Raw genomic sequence first — 22,325 nt, 5'->3', positions numbered from 1 at the left:
AAAATTATCTGAATTATTATACTATGTTTATTAAGCATGATATGATATATTGATACATAATTCTTTAATGAGTTGAAGGGGGAAAGAGTATGGGAATGAGATACCTAACGGCTGGGGAATCCCATGGGCCGCAGCTGACTACAATTTTAGAGGGTCTGCCAGCAGGAATGCCGCTAGAGGCCACAGATATTAACGATGAACTGGCTAGACGCCAAAAAGGTCATGGCCGTGGAAGACGCATGCAAATAGAAAAAGATACTGCAGAAATTGTTTCTGGTGTTCGTCATGGAAAAACACTTGGTTCGCCAATTGCTTTAGTCGTGAAAAATAATGACTGGAAGCACTGGACAAAAATTATGGGTATTGAGGCTATTGAAGAAGGTGAAGAGGAAGAAATAAAGCGAAAGGTAACTCGGGCAAGACCTGGACATGCTGATTTAAATGGTGCGATTAAATATGGTCATCGGGATATGAGAAATGTTCTGGAGAGGTCTTCAGCACGGGAGACAACCGTTCGAGTGGCTGCAGGTGCTGTTGCCAAAAAGCTTTTATCCTTATTAGGAGTTGAACTTGTTGCACATGTGATCGAAATTGGCGGAATTAAGGCAAATGTAGATCCTTCCTTAACGATAGCTAACTTAAAAGAGCGTACAGAAAGTTCTCCGGTAAGAGTTGCAGATCCAAATGTAGAGCAGGAAATGATGAATGCAATCGATGAAGCAAAGAAAAACGGTGACTCCATTGGCGGGGTTGTTGAGGTTATTGCGACAGGAATGCCGGCTGGAGTAGGAAGCTATGTTCATTACGATCGTAAATTAGATGGGAAATTAGCGGCAGCTATTATGAGTATTAATGCATTTAAAGGTGTAGAGATTGGTATAGGGTTTGAAGCGGCAAGAAAGCCTGGAAGTGAAGTCCATGATGAGATTCTTTGGGACCAGAAAAGAGGATATTACCGCAAGACAAACCGGCTTGGCGGGTTCGAAGGCGGGATGACCACAGGGATGCCTATTGTAGTCAGAGGTGTAATGAAACCAATCCCAACACTATATAAACCATTAATGAGTGTTGATATCGAAACGAAAGAGCCGTTTGCTGCGAGTGTTGAACGATCTGATAGTTGTGCTGTACCTGCTGCAGCCGTTGTAGCAGAGCATGTCGTAGCTTGGGAGCTTGCGAATGCCCTTGTTGAACAATTTTACAGTGACCGTTTTGATACCTTCGCTGAAGAAATAAATAGACAGCGTGAATATGCGAGGGAGTTTTAATGGAAACCATTCAAATCGAAACAGCCTCAAAAAAATACCCTGTATTTGTTGGCGAAGGGGTTAGAAAGGAGCTTAGCCCCTTTTTAACCAATCATTTTACTGATCTTACACGAATATTAATTATAACAGACGAAACTGTTGCAAAAATTCATCTTGAAAAATTATTGTTCACTTTAAAACAGTGGAATCCAGTGGTATTTACCGCACCGAGTGGTGAAAAGGCAAAAACTTTTGAAGTATTTTATGATGCCTTATCAACCGCACTCGAAAACCGCTTGGATCGGAAATCTGTCATTCTTTCATTCGGCGGCGGTGCAATAGGGGATTTAACGGGTTTTGTTGCTGCCTCCTATATGCGGGGCGTCCCATTTATACAAGTTCCTACCACCATCCTAGCGCATGATAGTGCTGTGGGTGGGAAAGTAGCAATCAATCATCCACTTGGAAAGAATATGATTGGAGCTTTTTATCAGCCTGAAGCTGTTTTTTATGATTTGGAACTGTTAAAAACGTTGCCAATTCAGGAAATCCGATCGGGGTTTGCTGAGGTTATTAAACATGCCCTTATTGCGGATCCGGATTTCTATCAATGGTTAAAGACAAATATTCAGGATTTGCATTCTTTACCATTGACGCAAATATCAGGCTCTTTGGTAAAGGGGATAAGAATAAAAAACGAATTTGTCTCAGAGGATGAAAGAGAAACAGGTGTCCGCGCCTTTTTGAATTTAGGGCATACACTTGGACATGCCATTGAAGCAGAAATGGGGTATGGGAACTTTACCCATGGGGAAGCGGTTATGATTGGGATGATTTTTGCATTAAAATTAAGCCAAAAACTGCTGGGGCTTTCATTCCAATTAAACGAGTTTATTGAATGGGTTAAAACGTTGGGGTATGTAACCACCATACCCGCGCAACTATCGTTTGAAAGCCTGATTAGCAAAATGAAACAGGATAAAAAGTCTGTAGGCGAGTCCATTCACTTTGTCTTATTGGATGAAGTAGGACAGCCTAGGCTGCTGGAAATAAATGAAACAGTATTATTGGAAGAACTAAAAAGTTTTTAATTCAAAAAAGGGGGATTTTTCATGATTAGAGGGGTGAGGGGAGCAACGACGGTTAGCACAAATACTGAAGAAGCCATTGTCTCTGCGACAGAGGAGCTTCTGGCTAAATTAATTGAAGTTAATCATATTCAACCCGATACCGTCGCCTCGATTTTGATCTCTACCACTGAGGATGTTAATGCGGCGTTCCCTGCTAAGGCATTGCGGAAATTTGCAGGATGGACGTATGTACCAGTAATGTGTATGCGGGAAATTCCTGTTCCTAATTCTCTGGAAATGTGCGTAAGAATTATGATGCACGTAAATACAGGCAAACCACAGGAAGAAATTGTCCATGTATATTTAAAGGATGCAAAGGTGCTAAGACCAGACCTTGGCAGTAGTTTAGTGTAGTAATAGAATCTTATAAATCAGATCGAATGGAGTGGGAAAAATGAGATGGAAAGAGAGAGTCTTATCACTGACTCCCTATCAACCTGGAAAATCAATTGAGGCGGTAAAAAAACAATTTAACTTGGATCGGATTGTCAAACTGGCATCGAATGAAAATCCGTTTGGATGTTCGGAACAGGCACTTACCGCTCTTCAATCCTATCCTGCAAGTTTAGCCCTTTATCCTGATGGCTACGCTACACATTTACGAGAAACACTTGCAGCATTTTTACAGGTCAAAGAGGAAGAGCTTATATTAGGCAATGGCTCTGATAATTTAATTCAAATCATTTCAAGGGCACTTTTGCATCCGAATGCCAGCACGATCATGGCAACCCCAACATTCTCGCAATATAAGCACAATGCTGTAATTGAGGGGGCAATCATTAACGAAATTCCTCTTATCAACGGAGAACATGATCTTAATGCCATGCTACAAGCAATTGACGAGTCAACAAATGTCATATGGGTCTGCAGTCCTAATAATCCGACGGGTACATATATACCGGAGAACAAGTTAATTCCATTTTTAGAACAGGTTCCGCAACATATCCTTGTGGTGCTCGATGAGGCCTATTATGAATATGTAGTTGCGGAAGATTACTATGACGCCATTAGTTTAACGCGTAAGTATGAAAATTTAATTGTGCTTCGGACTTTTTCTAAAATATATGGACTTGCAGCTCTAAGAGTTGGCTATGGAGTGGCTAATCCCGCCATTATTAAAGCACTTGAACCGGTTAGAGAACCGTTCAATGTGAATTCGTTAGGTCAATTAGCAGCCAGTGAAGCAATTAAGGACCAGGAATTTGTTGAAGTTTGCCGAGATAAAAACAGACAGGGTCTAACACAGTTTTATGACTTCTGCGAGCAATATCAACTTAAATTTTATCCTTCACAGACCAATTTTATTTTAATTGATAGTAAAATCGATGGTGATGAAATTTTTCAATATTTGCAAGCAAAAGGATTTATTGTGCGCTCCGGAAAAGCCCTTGGCTTCCCGACAGCGGTCAGAATAACAGTTGGCTCGTCTGAGCAAAACGAAGGGGTCCTTAAGGCATTAGGTGAATTTTTAGAAGCGAACTGAGGGGATTTACATTGAATGGCCGTGTTTTTGTAATTGGCTTGGGCTTGATTGGCGGTTCCTTAGCATTGTGTGTTAAGAAGGAGCACCATGAAGCTGTTGTCGTAGGATTTGATATAAATGGTGAACAGGCAAGACTTGCGAAAATGCTGGGAGTTATAGATGAAATAGCGGAAAATATTGATGATGGTGCCATCGATGCTGATTTAATCATTATTGCGGCACCAGTGAATGAAACGAAGAACATCATCCGGCTTTTATCTGAACTTCCACTTAATCCTGAGGTGATCGTAACAGATACCGGCAGTACAAAAAGCAAAATTGTTGAGAGTGCGGCCAGTTTAACGAAAAAGGGAATTACGTTTATTGGTGGACATCCTATGGCAGGTTCACATAAAAGCGGTGTTTCTGCCGCAAAAGAGATATTATTCGAAAACGCCTTTTATCTCTTAACTCCTGAAGAATATATTGAAGGGTCAAGGGTTGAACGATTAAAGGAATGGTTAATCGGGACCAATGCAAAATTCTTAACTATCACCCCAGGAAATCATGATTATTTAACAGGTATTGTCAGTCATTTTCCGCATATTATTGCGGCATCGATTGTTAGGCAAACGGAAAAGCTAGCCGAGGCAGAAGGACTCATCCCTCGTCTCGCGGCAGGCGGATTTAGGGATATCACACGTATTGCGTCAAGCAGTCCGGCAATGTGGAAAGATATTTTACTGCACAACCGTGAGATACTAATTGAACTCCTAGATCAATGGCAGATCGAAATGAATGGGGTTAAAACCTTGTTAGAAAAGGAAAATAGTGCCGCTATTTTTGATTATTTTCAACAGGCAAAGCAATTCCGAGATGGTTTGCCTCAAAAAGAAAAAGGGGCGATACCTGCATTTTATGATTTGTTTGTCGATATACCAGATTACCCCGGCGTCGTTTCAGAAATAACGGGCTTTTTAGCGAAGGAAAGAATCAGCATCACTAACATCCGCATTCTTGAAACGCGGGAAGATATAAATGGAGTCTTAGTCATTAGCTTTCAGACGGAAGAGGATCGGCAAAGGGCAGGACGGTGTATTGGCAGTTATTCAAGCTATTCAACTTCAATTGGAATATAAAATGATTTTAAAAAGGTGATTTTTAATGACATCATTGATACTGAAAACGAATATAAAGCGATTATTTGGTGAGATTACGATCCCAGGAGATAAATCCATCTCGCATAGATCGGTTATGTTTGGATCGATTGCACATGGCGAAACAAAGATTACTAACTTTTTGCCAGGGGATGACTGTTTAAGTACCATATCGTGCTTTCAAAAGCTTGGGGTCACAATTGAGGAAGTGGATGACGGCCTTCGGATTATCGGTAATGGTTTTGAAGGATTAACAGAACCTAATGAGGTCTTGGATGTGGGGAACTCTGGGACTACTATTCGGTTATTAATGGGGATATTGGCCGGAAGACCATTTTTCTCGACTTTGGTGGGGGATGAGTCAATCGGAAAAAGGCCTATGACAAGGGTAACGAGCCCATTAGCTTTAATGGGAACAAGGATTGACGGGCGAAACGACGGGGCCTTTACTCCTATTTCAATCCGTGGAGGGCAGTTAACACCAATCCAATACGAGCTTCCTGTGGCTAGCGCACAGGTAAAGTCCGCGTTAATTTTAGCAGGGCTGCAAGCTGAGGGAGAATGTAAGATTGTCGAACCCGCTGAAACCCGTGATCATACGGAAAGAATGATCCGAAAATTTGGTGGAAAAATTGATAAAGATAATAAAACAATTACTGTCATAGGCGGACAAAGTCTGAAAGCGGCAACCATACATGTTCCGGGTGATATATCCTCAGCAGCCTTCTTCCTTGTTGCCGGGGCCATTATTCCAGAGGGTGAAATTGTTTTAAAAAATGTCGGACTCAATCCAACGCGAACAGGAATTATCGAAGTAATGAAGAAAATGGGCGCGGATTTAGAGATTGTTCAAAAGGAAGATGACTCATTTGAACCAGTTGGTGACCTGATTATTAAGACTTCAAATCTTAAAGGTACGGTTGTTGAAGGTGAGTTAATACCTAAACTAATTGATGAAATTCCGATAATTGCGCTCCTTGCAACACAGGCTGACGGTACAACCGTGATAAAGGATGCTGAAGAATTAAAGGTAAAAGAAACCAATCGCATTGATACTGTTGTCCAAGAATTAAGGAAATTGGGTGCTTCGATTGAAGCGACAGACGATGGAATGATTATCCACGGAAAAACACCTTTAGATGGTGGCAGTGTATCTAGTCATGGAGATCATCGAATTGGAATGATGCTCTCAATTGCTGCCCTTTTATGTAAGAACGATGTTGAACTGGAGCAATCCGAAGCCATCTCGGTATCCTACCCAAACTTTTTCGACCATTTAAATAACCTTATCCACTAAGAGCTGCATATTAATGCGGCTTTTTCTTATAAAGATAAGAAAGTATAAATTCCGACTTCGAGAATTGTCTAGCGCAAGCGCCCTAGCGGCTAGTGTCCTTCGCTCTCCGCCCTACGATAAGTCAACATCGAATCGCCTCCGACTCTTCGTGTTTCCTTTATCTCAGTTGGAGCGCTCCAGGCCATACGCCGCTGACCAGGGCGCTTGCGCTTTTCTTATGGGGAAATGAATAGAATGTTGTTTAAACGTCATAGTTTTCAAACTTTACGCATAGCTTGTCTTAAAGAGGAAAAGGGTGGTAGGGCCGTTGTATATCATTGAAAATGCCAATATCCTTAAAAATAGTGAACTTCAAACATGTTCACTATTAATTAATGATGACCAAATAGCAGCGATTCAAGCTGGTTTCAAACGATATCAATTCATAAAGATGAACTTAGAACCGTATATTATGACCCCGTCCTATGTCCTTTTTAATTCGAACATTCCATATCAAGGTTCTTTTCAAGATTTAAAGGATTTTTTGATTGAACACTTTTTGTTAAAAGGGTGTACCACATTGTTAACTTATGTTGAGCTGCTGTATGAAAATGAATTAACTGAAAAAATGTTAGGCATGAAAACAGCATTAATGAGCAGCCCAATTGATTTTATGATTGGGATTAGAATCCCGCTACGATTAATCACCCCAACACTAATAAGAAAGTGTAAAAAAGAAAAGGTTCCCGCTATCTTTGTTGATCTGAAAGACCTAGACGAATTGGAGAAAATTCCATGGGGATGGATTAGGGAAGCTATGTTTCCATTCAACTGCCCATTCATTCCACTAATTTCTTGTTCACAAAAGAAGGAAGAGAAGACCGTTTTGTCGAAATGGAATACTATCATACAAAAAGAAAAAATTCCAGCGCTTTCTGAGGTAGTAAAAGAGGACCGGCCATTGCCTATTCCTGTATTAAACAAAATCGGATTATACCCGCAAAAATCTAGTCTTATGAATGGTACTGAATTAAGTTATAACTTATTTATAAAGGGAAGAGAAATCAAGAATGTTGATGAAGTAAGTTTATTTCATTATCATAGTGATAGGCTAGTAGTTACAGTTCACAAAGGAAAAGTTGTCCGTGCAGGCAATACCGTTTTATTTAAACCCGGTAATGGAGAATATGTTAAGGTGAGAACCCCGGCATTTTTTTCTTTGTAATTATGGGAACGAGAGGTAAAAGTCAATGGATCGAGTTAATAAAATTATCAATATGTTAGAAAATGGTCAACATAAACAGGCCTTAAATGAATATAATCTTATATTAAAAAACGGTAGTCACGAAGAAAAGTTCCTACTTGGGGAAGAATTATTCCAGTATGGATTTTTGGTGGAAGCGAAGGCCTTAGTTGAAAGCCTATTGGAAAGTTACCCTGAAGAGGGAGAACTCCTTATTTTGTTAAGTGAAATCTTAGTTGAATCGGGAGAAGAAGAGGAAGCCATCCTTGTCCTGGAAAAAATTTCGGAACAGGATGTTAATTATGGCCAGTCTTTACTATTGTTGGCGGATCTTTATCAAATTCAAGGGCTTTTTGAAGTTTGTGAACGAAAACTTTTGAAGGCGAAAGAATTATTGCCAAATGAGGTTATTATTGATTTTGCCTTAGGAGAGCTTTATAGCGAGCAGGGTGAAATTATTAAGGCGATGGCAGCTTTTGAACTAGTTTTAAAAGAGGAAAACGAAATTGCCGGTATTAATATCCATGGTCGGATGGCAGATCTTTTAAGTACCTCCGGAGCTTTCGAAGACGCCCTTACCTATTATGATCAAGCACTAGCTGAAAAGTTAGAAATTAACACGTTATTCGGCTACGCCTTCACTTCACTTCAAGCAGGTTACAATCGGACAGCGATTGAAAAGTTTACTGAATTAAAGGAGCTTGATCCCGAATATCATTCACTTTATTTACATTTAGCGTTAAGCTATGAACGAGAAGAAGAGCTAGAAAACAGTTTCCAAACGATAAAAGAGGGCATTGGGCAGGATGAATTTAATAAGGAATTATTTTTCTACGGTGGAAAAATAGCTTTGAAGCTTGGAAAGGCAGATGAAGCTGAACAATATTTCCGTGAGGCCCTTGCCATTGATCCTGGCTTTATCGAGGCGGCCCTTACGTTAAATAAGTTCTTTTTGCAGCACGAAAGGTATGCGGATGTGATTGAGTTAATTTCTCATCTTGATATTATGGAAGATGAAGAGCCACAGATACTATGGGACTTAGCACTTGCTTACGATAAACTTGAAGAATTTTCTTACGCATTAGACAAATATGAAAGTGCATATACTTTTTTAAAGAATAATGAAGCCTTTTTACAGGATTACGGATATTTTCTCATTGAAGAAGGAAAAACGGCCCGTGCCGCCGAAATTTTTAAACAGCTACTAAGTGTAGACCCGACCAATGGTGAGTATTTAGAAGTGCTTGAACGTTTAACCAATTAGTAGAAATAAAAAAGCTGATTATGCAGAGGAGGGAAACTATCATGGCAACCCCTGTTTCTGTCAACGAGAAGAAGGATTTTATACGCTGGTTTTTAAATCATTATCAATTAAAAAGAAGAGAATGTGTATGGATTCTAAATTACTTAATGAGCCACGATCAATTAATGGAAAAGGTTCATTTTGTTGAGCAAGCACAGTATTGCCCGCGGGGTTTGATTATGTCAACACATTGTGTCGATAAAGTGCCGTTTCGCTTTTATAAGGAAAATGTTATGACTACTGATGCTGAGAAATCCTTTCATGACATCCGGTTAAATCGGGATGAGGATATTTTTATTCAATTAAATTTTCACGCTTCCAATCAAGCGCATCAATATGCGGCAGTTCTTGAAGAAAATCCATTCGTTCCTAAACATTTACAAGTTAATGAAAAGGATGGAGTCATTGCGGAACAATTGCTGCAGCATAGTATCGAACGGTTTCAACGTGAAAAACTACTGGGGTTAATTGATGAAGCACTTGATAAGCAAGATCGTGTAGCATTTCAGCTGTTAACAGAAAAATTAAATAAACTAATGGTGACGGAACAAAAAGGGAGTTTGCGATAAGCAGACTTCCTTTTTTACTTTATCTTTTAAAATGTTTGAAGATAATGATATGATTGGACTAGCTAAGAAAAAGGATTGGTGTATAAAATGAAGTGGATTCCTAAAGATATAGAGACATACCTAAATGCTAAGGAGTATGTGGATACTGCTGTTGTTCCATTATATTCGGTTTCAGTCGGGGGTGAGATGAAGCAATCAGCGGCAAACGCTGAATTTATCACACTATTAACAAGCCATCTAGAAAGGCAGTTTACAGGAAGAATATTATTATTTCCCCCATTTACTTATCTGAAAAATGGAGACAATGAAAAAGTAATGAGTGATTTGTTGAAATGGGAGAGAGAGATTAGCGAAAGTGAATGCAAGCATATATTTTACATAACATCCGAGCTTGATTGGCGTACACACGAACAGAAGTTAGGCGGCTCATTAATATGGCTTCCATCCCTGCCGCTAGAGCAGATGAATGATTCCCAAAAAATGGAGATGATTGATAGCCAGGTAAAACAGCTTCTCATCCTTTTTACACAAAAGTGGCATGAAAATGAGTAAAATTCTTCAGATTATATGTTTTTAAAATAGTATGATATTGACCTTACATGCAGATTGATATATCATTGTTATGTCCTAGTTTTATATGTGTTTAATAAATTGTCCGCTGGACTTAACTTCGTGAAAAGAGGGGGGGATAAGCATGAGTAAAGAGCGCGTTTCAAGACGTCAATTTTTAAGCTACACATTAACTGGTGTAGGCGGTTTTATGGCAGCCGGAATGTTAATGCCGATGGTACGTTTTGCTGTAGATCCAGTTTTAAAGGCAGAAGCAGGCGGTGATTTCATCGCAACAAAGCAAAAGGTTTCAGACTTAACAGCTGAGCCGGTTCGAGTTGACTTTACCTTCAAACAAAAGGATGCATGGTATGAGTCAGAAGTAACCAATACTGCCTGGGTTTATCGTGATGATAAGACAGATAAAATTGTAGCCCTATCACCTGTATGTAAACACTTAGGCTGTACGGTTAACTGGAATACTGATAAGGAACATCCAGGTCAATTTTTCTGTCCATGTCACTATGGCCGGTACGAGAAGAATGGTAAAAACATTGCTGGTACACCACCGTTGGCACCACTTGATGTATATCCATTCAAGGAAAAAGATGGTTTCCTATACTTAGGTAAAGCTGAACCACGGAAGGAGGCGTAATCATTGTTAAACAAAATTTACGATTGGGTAGATGAACGTTTAGATATTACGCCTTTGTGGCGCGATATCGCAGACCATGAAGTACCCGAGCATGTTAACCCAGCGCATCATTTTAGTGCGTTTGTTTACTGCTTTGGCGGTCTGACTTTCTTCGTAACAGTCATTCAAATTCTTTCAGGTATGTTTTTAACCATGTACTATGTACCGGATATTAAGAACGCCTGGGAATCTGTTTATTATCTTCAAAACGAAGTTGCTTTTGGACAAATTGTACGTGGTATGCATCACTGGGGTGCAAGTTTAGTACTTGTAATGTTGTTTTTACATACATTACGCGTCTTTTTCCAAGGTGCTTATAAAAAGCCTCGTGAATTGAACTGGATTGTCGGAGTTCTCATTTTCTTCGTCATGTTAGGATTAGGTTTCACGGGTTACTTATTACCTTGGGATATGAAAGCGTTGTTTGCAACAAAAGTTGGTCTGCAGATTGCAGAAGCAACACCATTTATTGGCAGCTATGTCAAGGTCTTACTTGCAGGTCATGAACATATAGTAGGGGCACAAACATTAACCCGTTTCTTTGCTATCCACGTGTTCTTTTTACCGGCAGCCTTATTTGGATTAATGGCAGCGCACTTCATTATGATTCGTAGACAAGGTATTTCTGGACCGCTATAAAACAGGTTTTTATCTCTACGGAAAAAGGAGGGGGATTGCTCAATGCATCGCGGAAAAGGTATGAAGTTCGTTGGTGACTCGCGTGTTCCAGCACCTGAATCACGCAAACGAATGCTCCCAAAAGATTACTCAGAATACCCTGGTAAAACAGAGGCATTCTGGCCTAACTTCCTTTTAAAAGAATGGATGATAGGCGCAGTTTTTCTTGTCGGCTTTTTATGTTTAACAGTGGCACATCCGGCACCGCTTGAAAGGATAGCGGATCCAACTGATACAGGCTATATTCCATTACCAGACTGGTATTTCTTATTCTTGTATCAATTGTTGAAATATTCGTATGCATCGGGGCCATACACGGTTGTAGGAGCTATGATCATGCCAGGATTAGCTTTTGGTGGTTTATTATTAGCACCGTTCCTTGATCGCGGACCGGAACGTCGTGCGAGAAAACGCCCACTTGCTACTGGGTTTATGCTTCTAGCACTAGCTTCTATCGTATTCCTAACTTGGCAATCGGTTGCGACACATGACTGGGCTGCTGCAGAGCGCCAAGGTAAAATTGTCGCCAAGGTTGAAATCGATAAAACTAGTGAAGGTTATAAAATTGCTAATGATAATACATGTTTAACTTGCCATGGTGATAGTTTTCAGGGTGGCGCTGGAGCACCAACATTGATTGGAACCGGCTTATCGGCTGAGGAAGTGGCGAAAATTGCCAAAGAAGGTAAAGGCGGCAAAATGCCACCAGGAATCTTTAAAGGTGATGACGAACAGCTGAAGAAACTGTCTGAATTTATCTCAGGCCTTGGTAAAGAGTAGAATGGCAAAAAAAGCTGACGAAAAGATCGTCAGTTTTTTTTATATGAATGTCAATGATGAAAAGAGGTGTATAAGTGCGCTTAATTTACCCTTTCTTAGCAAACCGATCTATTCTAAAACTGTTGCTTATTGTGAATATTGCCGGAACAATCTATGGGTACTATTGGTACGGGTGGCAGCTAAAGGAAACACCTGGCATTTTTCTTGCTTTTGTACCTGACAGCCCGACCGCCAGCTTATTTTTTGTTTTTGTTTTAATTGCTTTTTTACTGCGGAAAAACTGGCGGATAATGGAAGCACTTGCGATTGTTACGCTTTTTAAATATGGGATATGGGCCGTTGTCATGAATATTCTTGTTTATTTTGTTAACGGTGAATTGGATTTGGTAGGATACATGTTAATTTTCTCTCATTTCGCTATGGCTGTCCAAGGATTATTATTTGCACCGTTTTTTCGGTTTAAATGGTGGCATTTAGTCATTACTGCGGTATGGACGCTTCACAATGATGTCATTGATTATGTTTTTTTCATGTTGCCAAGCTACCACATGCTAGACCAATATACAGCACAAATCGGCTATTTTACCTTCTGGCTATCCATTCTTTCGATCGGACTTGCCTATTACCTTGTTATAAGGCCTAATAGATTTAAACTAAAAATAAATACTTGAAGATGGTCTAACCTTGTCCACCCCTACATACATTTTATTAGTAATGAAAGGGGGGACAAGGATTGAAAATCAGATGGTTATTTTTTTTAGCAATTATCATTATGCTCACTCCCATACCTGTAAATGCTGAACAGCAAACGCCAATGGAGAAGCTGGATGATATCTCCGATGAAGCTCTTCAAATGGTAAAATTTCAAAGATATGAAGATGCAAAAAAATTACTGGATTATTTTTCTGATCAATTTACAAGTATTACGGGGACAACGAAACCCCTTTCAATGGACGAGGTTAGAATTGTTCATACCTCACATGATGAAGCGATGGAAGCAGCAGTTAGCGCCAACATGAAATATGAGGAAAGAATAAATAAACTAACAAAGTTTCGTCTTGTTATTGATGCATTAGCAACGAGTCATCAACCTTTATGGACTGAAATGGAAGAACAAATCATGACGGCTTTTCATCAGGCAAAAGCGGCAGCCACAAATGGTGATACGGCTCAATTTCATACAAACTTTAACACCTTTTTATCGTTATATAATGTTATATATCCAAGTATGAAAATAGATGTACCGGTAGAAAATATTCAAAGATTAGATGCACGGATTGATTTTATCAATGAGTATCGATCTGAAATTATGACAAATCCAAAGAGTCAACAAGAGCTGAGTGCACTAGACACAGATTTAAAAAGTCTGTTTGCCAATATGGAAGAGGATGACGCAGACCCTTCGCTTTGGTGGGTTATTATTTCAACTGGAAGTATTATTATCATGACTTTATCTTATGTAGGCTGGAGAAAGTATCAAGGAGATAAAAATCAGAAAAAAAACCGATCAAGAGACTAATAGTTTGAAGATAAAAAAGCAATGTCCACACTATGCATAAGTGGACATTGCTTTTTCAATGAGATAAGAGACTATTAATTTTAACTTCGAGAATTGTCCAGCTCCAGGCGCCATCGGCTAGTGTACTTCGCTCTTCTAATCAGTTAATGGCATTTTATTTTCATCAAGTGTAAAGCCCTCGCCGTGGACATCATGGACAACTGAAATGGATATAAATGCATGCGGGTCAACAGAAGTGATTAAGTTTTTTAAGCGGATTAATTCATTTTTGGCAACGACACAATATAAAACATCACGTTCATTTTTTGTATAGGAACCATACCCCCGTAGTGCTGTGACACCACGTCCCATTTCCTCCATAATTTTATCTGCAATTTGGGCATTGTTTTCCGAAATGATCATTGCCCCTCTTGCAGAATATGCGCCCTCCTGCATGAAGTCAATCACTCTTGCGCCGACAAAGACTGCAACAAGTGTATACATTGCTTGTTTGTAGGAAATGTATGTAAGTGAAAGAACGATTACACAAGCATCAAACAAGAACATGGTTTTCCCCATGTTCCATCCTGCATATTTTTGGACAAGTCTGGCAATAATATCAACTCCCCCAGTTGTTCCTCCAAAACGGAAAATAATACCTAAGCCAATCCCTGTGAAGACACCCGCAAACAAGGCGGCTAACGTTAAATCATGCTGCAGCGGCATATCTATCGAATAACGCTGAAAAATCCAAAGAAAAATTGATACACCAACAGTTCCGATAATGGTATAGAAAAAGGTGTTTTTCCCCAACAACTTCCACCCAATAAAAAATACCGGAATATTCAAGATTAAGTTTGTATAGGATGGATCCCATTTGAACAATCCATAGAAAAGCAGTGTAATACCTGTAAATCCGCCTTCGGCAAGCTTATTTTGCATATTAAAATTAACTAGCCCAAATGACATAATCGCTGTTCCCAATAGGATAAACAGGATATTTTTAAATTTAAGTCCGAATACCATGAGCCTTCCTCCTATGCCATATTTTCTCTCTTATGGCGGTTTTTATTATAGCGAATTACTAGTGCTAGAGCAATGAGTAGCGGAAAAGTGCGTGAAGAAAACAAAAACATTTGTAAATCCGTCATAATTTAGCTAACATAAAAAAGGAATAATTGAAATTTTGGCCGTTTTGGTAAAAGAGGTGGAAATCTATGTCCGAACAGAAATCGATGAGAGATCTTCAGGCGGAAGTCGATACATACATTAGTCAATTTAAAGAAGGTTATTTCAGTCCATTGGCGATGCTTGCCAGACTAACGGAAGAGCTAGGAGAGCTTGCAAGAGAAGTTAACCATTATTATGGTGAAAAACCGAAGAAATCCAGTGAGACTGAAAAGGCGATTGAAGAGGAGCTTGGCGATCTCCTGTTTGTACTTATTTGCTTTGCTAATGCCTTAAACATTGATCTGGAAGAGGCACATGATTATGTGATGAATAAATTTAATACGCGTGATAAAAACCGTTGGACAAGAATAGATAAAGAAAATATGGAGTGAGGAAGATGAATCCTATTAAGATAATCATTGCTGGGCCGCGCGGTCGCATGGGAAGTGAAGCAGTGAAATTAGCAACCAATACAGAACACTTCCAGCTGGTTGCTGCCATTGATCACAAGAATGATGGTATGATGCTTAGTGATGTAGAAGGCTTTCAAGCCATATCGAATGTACCGATTTATACAGATATTCACAATTGCCTGCAAAATGTAGGAGCAGATGTCTTAATCGACCTAACGACACCAGAGGTGGGTATGCACCACGCTAAAACTGCCCTTGAATACAATGTTCGTCCTGTAGTTGGAACAACAGGCTTTTCAAAGGGAGATTTGGAAGAACTGGAGCAAATTTGTCAGGAAAAAGGGCTTGGCTGTATCATAGCTCCCAATTTTGCGATTGGTGCGGTCTTAATGATGAAGTTCTCGCAAATGGCTGCAAAATATTTTCACGATGTAGAAATAATCGAGATGCATCATGACCAAAAGCTTGATGCTCCTTCAGGGACAGCGGTAAAAACTGCTGAAATGATATCAGCAGTAAGGGAGGCCAAGAAACAAGGGCATCCGAATGAAAAGAAACCTTGCCAGGGGCAAGAGGAGCAGAACGTGATGGAATGCATATTCATTCAGTTCGATTGCCTGGTCTAATCGCCCATCAACAGGTGTTATTTGGTTCTGATGGACAGACATTAACGGTCCGTCACGATTCCTATCACCGCGGCTCCTTTATGTCAGGAGTAAAAGTCGCTGTTGAAACAGTCATGAACCAGAATACCTTTGTTTACGGATTAGAAAATATTTTAGGTTAGGAGTCAGTTTATGAATATTGCCTTAATCGCTCATGATCAAAAGAAAAATGACTTAGTCCAATTTGTAACGGCATATCAGGGGATATTTGCCAAGCACGCTTTGTTCGCAACCGGGACAACTGGCTTAAGAATTACTGAAGCAACTGGATTAAACGTAACTCGTTTTAAATCAGGTCCATTAGGTGGAGACCAAGAAATTGGCGCAAGGATTGCCAATAATCAAATGGATGCCATCTTCTTCTTCCGAGATCCCTTAACGGCCCAGCCTCATGAACCGGATGTAACGGCGCTTGTCAGACTTTGTGATGTCTATGCTATTCCTCTTGCAACGAATATGGGTTCAGCCGAATTACTAATAAGGGGTTTAGAAATGGGTCTAATGGAATGGAGAAATGTCGTCAAAGAGAATGGTGAGGGAAATGAAGGATAAACATTTACATATTCTCGCTTTTGGTGCACATGCTGATGATGTAGAAATCGGTATGGCTGGAACCATCGTGAAACTAGCTTCACAAGGAAAAAAGATTGGGATTTGTGATTTGACAGATGCTGATCTTTCCTCAAATGGGAATGTAATGATAAGGAAAGAGGAAGCTGCTCGTGCAGCTGATATTTTAGATGTATCAATACGGACTACACTTGGTTTTCCCGATAGAGGATTACTTCTAAATGAAGAGTACATAAGGAAGATTGCAGATGTAATTCGAACGCTCAAGCCTGAAGTGGTTTTTGCTCCTTATTTTGAGGACCGCCATCCGGATCATGGGAATTGTGCCAGGCTTGTAGAAGAAGCTGTTTTTTCTGCAGGGATAAGGAAGTTTAAAACGGATGGATGTGCCGACCCACATCGAGTAAAAAGAGTTTATTTTTATATGATTAATGGATTTCATACACCAGATTTTACTGTTGATATTTCAGGATTCATCGATAAAAAACTGGCTGCATTACGTGCCTATCAAAGCCAATTTGAATTATCGGAGCAAAGTTTCGATACCCCGCTTGTGAATGGCTATATTGAAACAGTGGAAGCAAGGGAAAGAATGTTTGGAAAGTTGGTCGGAGTAACCTATGCTGAGGGCTTCAAAGCGAAGGTTCCAATCCTTTTGAAGCATGATTTGATAGGAGAATAAAGATGCGGAAACTTAAAATTGGAATTACCTGCTACCCCACTGTAGGTGGTTCGGGTGTAGTTGCAACAGAGTTGGGTAAGATGCTTGCCGAGAAAGGACATGAAATTCACTTTATTTCATCAAGCCTCCCCTTTCGATTAAATAAAATGTACCACAATATTTATTACCATCAGGTGGATGTGAATCAATATTCTGTTTTTCAATACGCTCCTTACGATATTGCGTTAGCTAGTAAAATGGCTGAAGTAGCGAATCGGGAAAATTTGGATATTCTTCATGTCCATTATGCCATTCCGCATGCCGTTTGTGCCATTTTAGCCAAGCAAATGTCCAACAGGGATATAAAGATTGTTACAACCTTGCACGGAACGGACATTACGGTTTTAGGCTATGACCCATCATTAACAAATGCGATTAAATTCGGAATTGAAAAATCAGATACCGTAACAGCCGTTTCCAATTCCTTAGTTAATCAGACTTATGAGCTCATCAATCCAGATAAACAGATTGAAACAGTCTATAATTTTATTGATGAACGAATTTACCAAAAAACGGATGCTGCTGACTTAAAGACGCAATTAGAGATTAAAGAAGAGGAAAAAGTCATTATTCATGTCTCAAATTTTCGTGCGGTTAAACGGGTGCAAGATGTGGTAAGGACATTTGCAAGAATTGCTGCGGCTATGCCGGCCAAATTACTGCTCGTCGGAGATGGACCTGAAATGACCATCGTTTGTAAACTTGTCAGAAAGCTATCGATCGAGGGTCAAGTTATCTTCCTTGGAAAACAAGAAAATCTTGAGGAATTATATTCTATTAGTGATCTCAAGCTATTATTGTCGGAAAAAGAGAGTTTTGGTCTCGTTGCGCTCGAGGCAATGGCATGCGGTGTCCCATGTATTGGAACGAATGTCGGGGGTATTCCTGAGGTCATTCAACATGGCGTAAATGGATATATTTGTGAAGTATCTGATATTGGAGATATAGCAGAAAAGGCTATTTCACTTTTGACGGATAACAAGCTGCATCAACAATTTTCTCAAGCATCGGTAAATACCGTTCATACAAAATTTAAGGCTGAACAAATCGTTGAACAATATGAGCAGATATATTATAAACTGCTGAATTAGGTGAAAAAGATGAAAGAACCATTTTTATCAGCCAATCCTGTATTAAAAAGATTAGAAGAGGCCGGATACGAGGCTTATTTTGTAGGTGGATCTGTTAGAGATTATTTGTTGAATAAAACGATTAATGATGTTGACATTGCAACATCTGCAACACCCGAAGAGGTGAAAGAAATTTTCCCAAAAACCGTTGATATCGGAATCGAACATGGAACTGTTCTCGTTTTATTTAATCAGCAATCCTATGAAATTACCACCTTTCGGACTGAGGGAGAGTATCAGGATTACCGAAGACCGAAAGAGGTCTCGTTTATTCGCAATTTACAGGAGGACCTGCAGCGCAGAGATTTCACCATGAATGCTATTGCAATGGATCGCTATGGGACACTTATTGATCCATTTAATGGTCAACTGGCCATCAAGGAAAAAGTGATTAGGACTGTGGGTTCTGCCAATAATCGTTTTCAAGAAGACGCTTTAAGGATGATGAGAGCGATACGTTTTGTCAGCCAGCTCTCCTTTTCTATCGAAGAGGAAACCCGTCAGGCTTTGGTAAATCTTGTTCCATTACTTACAAATATAGCGGTAGAACGAAAAAGAGCAGAGTTTGAAAAGCTACTTGTTGGGAAAAACTGCAATAACGGATTGAGAATTTTATTGGAAACGAATGTATTTACTTATTTACCGGGTTTAGCCAATCAAAAGGAGCAAATTGAAAAATTAGTAGAGTTCGACGTTGATGGACTGACAAAAAAGGAAATGTGGTCATTTCTCCTTTTTTGTTTAAACGCGGAGGGAAAATCAATTGGACCGTTTCTAAGGGATTGGCGGCTGCCGCTTAAAGAAATTAAAGATATTCAGCAAATCTTGTTTTTTGTTAAAAAAAGGCTTGAGCAAGAATGGTCCATTTATGATTTATATTCTGCGGGCAGTGACACCATTACCTCAACAGAAAGGCTGTACAACAGGATTAAAGGATTAACTGGTGTGGAATCACTTCAATACTGGATGGCTCAATATCATAAACTCCCGATTAAGCAACGCTCAGAAATCGCTGTTTCAGGAGTCGACTTAATGGCATGGTATAATCGACAGGGTGGCCCATGGCTAAAGGAAACCATGCTAGAAATTGAACAGGCGGTAATTAATGAAATAGTAGAAAATGATAAGAATACAATTAAGGAGTGGCTCTTAAGGTGTCAGAAATAAGAATAAAACTACTCGATGCCTTTACGAATGCGGGTGAATCCTTTTTATCAGGACAGCATCTTGCAGACCTTATTGGTTGCTCAAGAACAGCGGTTTGGAAGCATATTGAGGAATTAAGAAAAGAAGGCTTTGAATTAGAAGCTGTCAGAAATAAAGGGTATCGAGTTGTCAAAACGCCTGAAAGAATTACTGCAGACGAAATTAGGCTAGGCTTGCAAACTAGCTTGATTGGCAGGAACATCTACTATGAAGAAAGCGTTGAATCCACACAAATTATTGCCGGGCGTTTGTCCAATGAGAATGTTCCAGAAGGAACTATTATTATAGCGGAAGAACAACTGTCCGGGAAAGGAAGAATGAACAGAACATGGCATTCTCCTAAATATACTGGAATATGGATGAGTCTCATTCTAAGGCCGAATATACAGCTCACTAAGGCGCCGCAACTGACACTTTTAACAGCGGTAGCCATTGTTCATGCAATTGAAGAAGAAACTGGACTACAACCGGAAATAAAATGGCCTAATGATATTTTATTGGCGGGAAAAAAAGTGACCGGAATCTTAACAGAATTACATGCCGAAGCCGACCGCATCCATTCCATCATTATTGGGATTGGCATTAATGTAAATCAAAAGATGGAAGATTTCCCGAGTGAACTTCAAGAAAAGGCCAGTTCCCTTTCGATTGAAAAAGGGGAATTGATTTCTCGAGCTGGTTTGATTAGAAGTTTTTTCAAGCACTTTGAAAAATTGTATATGCTTTACTTAGAACAAGGGTTTTTTCCAATTAAGCTTTTATGGGAAGGTTACGCAGTAAGTATTGGTAAAATTCTAAAAGCTAGAACATTAACAAATGTCATTGAAGGAAAAGCGCTGGGAATAACAGATGATGGGGTATTAATATTGGAGGATGAGACAGGTGTCGTCCACCATATTTATTCTGCAGACATTGAGGTTTGATAACAGTGCTTGCCCATATCAGAATATTTGTATATAATTTTCTTGGGCAGTATCTTTTAAGAACTGCACCTTTTTGTAAACCGATTATCAAAATTAAAAAGGTTTCTGCCTAGATCCGAATATCGGACCGGGACAGAGGGATGGAACTTGCAATGAGAAACAAAGATCCTCTGCCTACAGAAGGGTCTTTTTTATTTGATTTGCAAACTCGTTTTATCACCTCTCCCATACTTTAAGGAGGGAAAAATGATGAAGCAAACAACGGACTTTTTGAAAATGAAGGAAAATGGAGAAAAGATTGTTATGTTGACTGCCTACGATTTTCCGTCGGCTAAACAGGCGGAACAAGGTGGAGTAGACGTCATTTTAGTTGGAGATTCACTTGGAATGGTGGTCCTCGGTTATGACTCTACTATACCTGTGACAATAGAGGATATGATACATCATACGAAAGCAGTTAAACGAGGAGCAAAAAAGACCTTTATTGTCACCGATCTCCCATTTTTATCCTATCATTTATCCGTTAAGGATACATTACGAAATGCGGGAAGGCTTTTACAAGAGGCTGGGGCACATGCAGTAAAGCTTGAAGGGGCAGATGAAGTAATCGAAAAAATCGCGGCGCTCACACAGGCAGGTATTCCAGTGTGTGGTCATTTAGGACTAACACCGCAATCTGTTGGAGTATTAGGCGGATATAAAGTGCAGGGTAAGGATGCAACAGCAGCCAAAAAATTAATAGAAGATGCGAAAACGATTGAAGAATCAGGCGCTTTCGCACTTGTCTTGGAATGTGTACCAAAGCAATTGGCTGAAGAGGTTGCCGGAGCGATTTCTATACCTGTAATCGGTATTGGAGCCGGGCTTTATGTGGACGGGCAGGTTCTTGTCTATCACGATATTTTAGGCTATGGTGTCGACCGGGTGCCGAAGTTCGTAAAGCAATACCATGCGGTCAACCCATTCATGGTTGAATCAATCCAAGCGTATGCTGCAGATGTGAAAAACAAACAATTTCCAGAAGATAAACATTCTTTTACAATGAAGGAAGATGAACTGAAGGTACTTTATGGAGGTAAGCAATGAAGGTCATTACATCCATTAAAGACATGCAAACTGAAATGTCGCTGCAAAAGCGGTTGGGGAAATCGATTGGTTTTGTCCCGACAATGGGATATCTCCATGAAGGCCATTTAACGCTAGTTTCTCAAGCAAGGAAAGAAAACGATCTGATTGTCTTAAGTATATTTGTCAATCCGCTGCAATTTGGGCCAACAGAGGACTTTTCAAGCTATCCTCGTGATTTTGAGCGTGACCGTGCTTTGGCGGAAGCAGAAAAGGTAGATTACATTTTTTATCCGTCTGAAGAGGAAATGTATCCGAATGTTCCTTCAGTCAAGGCTGTTGTAAAAGACAGGACAGATGTATTATGCGGCGAGTCGCGTCCAGGGCATTTTGACGGGGTCGCTACCATTCTAACAAAATTATTTACTATCATCACACCCACAAGGGCTTATTTTGGAAAAAAGGATGCCCAGCAAGTAGCTGTCGTTGCTGGATTAATCGCGGATTTTAATTTCCCTATCGAGTTAATTGCTGTAGACATCGTTCGGGAAGCGGACGGGCTTGCGAAAAGCTCCCGCAATGTTAATCTATTACCGGAAGAGAGGCAACAAGCAACCATTCTTTATAAAAGCCTGCAAACAGCAAAAAATGCAATCGATCAAGGTGAGCAGAACCCTTCTATGCTAATGAGCCTGATTACCGAAATGATTACACAAGGATCTAACGGGCAAGTTGATTATGTTGAAATACTATCGTATCCCCAATTAAAACCATTGGAAAAATTAGAGGGTACCATTATCATAGCGCTTGCTGTAAAATTCTCTAAAGTTCGTTTAATAGACAATGTCATTATTCAAATAGATTAGATAATATTTT

24 protein-coding genes and 1 pseudogene are annotated in these 22,325 nt (G+C 39.7%); 24 read left to right on the top strand and 1 reads right to left on the bottom strand.

Features of this window, described 5'->3' with window-relative positions; genetic code table 11:
- Window positions 1–95 precede the first annotated feature (95 nt).
- The 15 genes from aroC to ypjB all read left to right on the top strand — a co-directional run bounded on the left by aroC (window position 96) and on the right by ypjB (window position 13,607).
- Window positions 96–1,268 (top strand): chorismate synthase, encoded by a 1,173-nt coding sequence (gene aroC, locus RCG19_RS01395; protein ID WP_308110906.1) that lies wholly within the window; start codon window positions 96–98, stop codon window positions 1,266–1,268.
- Window positions 1,268–2,338 (top strand): 3-dehydroquinate synthase, encoded by a 1,071-nt coding sequence (gene aroB / locus RCG19_RS01390; protein ID WP_308109402.1) that lies wholly within the window; start codon window positions 1,268–1,270, stop codon window positions 2,336–2,338. Before aroC ends, aroB begins: the two co-directional genes overlap by 1 nt.
- Before the next feature lie 21 nt (window positions 2,339–2,359).
- Window positions 2,360–2,731 carry a chorismate mutase gene (aroH, locus tag RCG19_RS01385; RefSeq protein WP_166241094.1) on the top strand — a complete coding sequence of 124 codons (372 nt, stop codon included), beginning with the start codon at window positions 2,360–2,362 and terminating at the stop codon, window positions 2,729–2,731.
- Window positions 2,732–2,771: 40 nt separating this feature from the next.
- Window positions 2,772–3,860, top strand: coding sequence for a histidinol-phosphate transaminase (hisC, locus tag RCG19_RS01380; protein WP_308109401.1), 1,089 nt, complete (start codon window positions 2,772–2,774; stop codon window positions 3,858–3,860).
- 11 nt (window positions 3,861–3,871) lie between these two features.
- Window positions 3,872–4,978, top strand: a complete 1,107-nt coding sequence (locus tag RCG19_RS01375) for a prephenate dehydrogenase (protein WP_308109400.1) — start codon at window positions 3,872–3,874, stop codon at window positions 4,976–4,978.
- Window positions 4,979–5,015: 37 nt separating this feature from the next.
- A complete protein-coding gene (gene aroA / locus RCG19_RS01370) occupies window positions 5,016–6,293 on the top strand; it encodes a 3-phosphoshikimate 1-carboxyvinyltransferase (RefSeq protein WP_374049599.1) in 1,278 nt (425 codons plus the stop codon).
- A 307-nt stretch (window positions 6,294–6,600) separates the two neighbouring features.
- A complete protein-coding gene (locus tag RCG19_RS01365) occupies window positions 6,601–7,497 on the top strand; it encodes a hypothetical protein (RefSeq protein ID WP_308109398.1) in 897 nt (298 codons plus the stop codon).
- Window positions 7,498–7,522: 25 nt separating this feature from the next.
- The gene (locus RCG19_RS01360) at window positions 7,523–8,779 is read left to right on the top strand and encodes a tetratricopeptide repeat protein (RefSeq protein WP_308109397.1); all 1,257 of its coding nucleotides are present in this window, start codon (window positions 7,523–7,525) and stop codon (window positions 8,777–8,779) included.
- Window positions 8,780–8,820: 41 nt separating this feature from the next.
- A complete protein-coding gene (locus tag RCG19_RS01355) occupies window positions 8,821–9,387 on the top strand; it encodes a ReoY family proteolytic degradation factor (RefSeq protein ID WP_166241106.1) in 567 nt (188 codons plus the stop codon).
- Between the two features lie 87 nt (window positions 9,388–9,474).
- A complete protein-coding gene (locus tag RCG19_RS01350; RefSeq protein WP_308109396.1) occupies window positions 9,475–9,939 on the top strand; it encodes a YpiF family protein in 465 nt (154 codons plus the stop codon).
- A 142-nt stretch (window positions 9,940–10,081) separates the two neighbouring features.
- The gene (locus RCG19_RS01345; protein WP_308109395.1) at window positions 10,082–10,591 is read left to right on the top strand and encodes a QcrA and Rieske domain-containing protein; all 510 of its coding nucleotides are present in this window, start codon (window positions 10,082–10,084) and stop codon (window positions 10,589–10,591) included.
- A gap of 3 nt (window positions 10,592–10,594) precedes the next feature.
- Complete coding sequence (gene qcrB / locus RCG19_RS01340; protein WP_007084860.1) at window positions 10,595–11,269, top strand: menaquinol-cytochrome c reductase cytochrome b subunit; 675 nt, start codon at window positions 10,595–10,597, stop codon at window positions 11,267–11,269.
- Window positions 11,270–11,311: 42 nt separating this feature from the next.
- The gene (locus RCG19_RS01335; protein WP_166241112.1) at window positions 11,312–12,088 is read left to right on the top strand and encodes a menaquinol-cytochrome c reductase cytochrome b/c subunit; all 777 of its coding nucleotides are present in this window, start codon (window positions 11,312–11,314) and stop codon (window positions 12,086–12,088) included.
- A gap of 74 nt (window positions 12,089–12,162) precedes the next feature.
- Window positions 12,163–12,759, top strand: coding sequence for a lipoprotein heptaprenylglyceryl N-acetyltransferase LhaT (locus RCG19_RS01330; protein ID WP_308109394.1), 597 nt, complete (start codon window positions 12,163–12,165; stop codon window positions 12,757–12,759).
- Between the two features lie 62 nt (window positions 12,760–12,821).
- The gene (ypjB, locus tag RCG19_RS01325; protein ID WP_308109392.1) at window positions 12,822–13,607 is read left to right on the top strand and encodes a sporulation protein YpjB; all 786 of its coding nucleotides are present in this window, start codon (window positions 12,822–12,824) and stop codon (window positions 13,605–13,607) included.
- 135 nt (window positions 13,608–13,742) lie between these two features.
- Here the strand turns inward: ypjB and RCG19_RS01320 are convergent, their stop codons facing one another.
- Window positions 13,743–14,612: a YitT family protein gene (locus RCG19_RS01320; protein WP_166241118.1), complete on the bottom strand. Its 870-nt coding sequence runs from the start codon at window positions 14,610–14,612 to the stop codon at window positions 13,743–13,745.
- A 191-nt stretch (window positions 14,613–14,803) separates the two neighbouring features.
- On the opposite strand from RCG19_RS01320, the gene RCG19_RS01315 reads away from it, so the two are divergent.
- The 9 genes and pseudogenes from RCG19_RS01315 to panC all read left to right on the top strand — a co-directional run bounded on the left by RCG19_RS01315 (window position 14,804) and on the right by panC (window position 22,315).
- Window positions 14,804–15,148, top strand: coding sequence for a nucleotide pyrophosphohydrolase (locus RCG19_RS01315; protein ID WP_308109391.1), 345 nt, complete (start codon window positions 14,804–14,806; stop codon window positions 15,146–15,148).
- 5 nt (window positions 15,149–15,153) lie between these two features.
- A pseudogene (gene dapB, locus RCG19_RS01310) lies at window positions 15,154–15,956 on the top strand (4-hydroxy-tetrahydrodipicolinate reductase).
- A gap of 10 nt (window positions 15,957–15,966) precedes the next feature.
- The gene (mgsA, locus tag RCG19_RS01305; protein ID WP_308109390.1) at window positions 15,967–16,386 is read left to right on the top strand and encodes a methylglyoxal synthase; all 420 of its coding nucleotides are present in this window, start codon (window positions 15,967–15,969) and stop codon (window positions 16,384–16,386) included.
- A complete protein-coding gene (bshB1, locus tag RCG19_RS01300; RefSeq protein ID WP_308109389.1) occupies window positions 16,376–17,086 on the top strand; it encodes a bacillithiol biosynthesis deacetylase BshB1 in 711 nt (236 codons plus the stop codon). The genes mgsA and bshB1 overlap by 11 nt, the downstream gene beginning before the upstream one ends.
- A 2-nt stretch (window positions 17,087–17,088) precedes the next feature.
- Window positions 17,089–18,216: an N-acetyl-alpha-D-glucosaminyl L-malate synthase BshA gene (bshA, locus tag RCG19_RS01295; protein ID WP_308109388.1), complete on the top strand. Its 1,128-nt coding sequence runs from the start codon at window positions 17,089–17,091 to the stop codon at window positions 18,214–18,216.
- Window positions 18,217–18,225: 9 nt separating this feature from the next.
- Entirely contained in the window at window positions 18,226–19,422 is a 1,197-nt protein-coding gene (locus RCG19_RS01290) for a CCA tRNA nucleotidyltransferase (protein ID WP_308109387.1), read from the top strand.
- Window positions 19,410–20,384: a biotin--[acetyl-CoA-carboxylase] ligase gene (locus RCG19_RS01285; protein WP_166241130.1), complete on the top strand. Its 975-nt coding sequence runs from the start codon at window positions 19,410–19,412 to the stop codon at window positions 20,382–20,384. Before RCG19_RS01290 ends, RCG19_RS01285 begins: the two co-directional genes overlap by 13 nt.
- 249 nt (window positions 20,385–20,633) lie before the next feature.
- A complete protein-coding gene (gene panB / locus RCG19_RS01280) occupies window positions 20,634–21,470 on the top strand; it encodes a 3-methyl-2-oxobutanoate hydroxymethyltransferase (RefSeq protein ID WP_308110905.1) in 837 nt (278 codons plus the stop codon).
- The gene (panC, locus tag RCG19_RS01275; protein ID WP_308109386.1) at window positions 21,467–22,315 is read left to right on the top strand and encodes a pantoate--beta-alanine ligase; all 849 of its coding nucleotides are present in this window, start codon (window positions 21,467–21,469) and stop codon (window positions 22,313–22,315) included. The genes panB and panC overlap by 4 nt, the downstream gene beginning before the upstream one ends.
- Window positions 22,316–22,325: the final 10 nt, after the last annotated feature.

The sequence above is a fragment of the Neobacillus sp. OS1-2 genome, from assembly GCF_030915505.1.
GTDB lineage: Bacteria > Bacillota > Bacilli > Bacillales > Cytobacillaceae > Neobacillus.
Note: the sequence above shows the minus strand (reverse complement) of the source record. Positions and strands in the feature narration are given on the sequence as shown.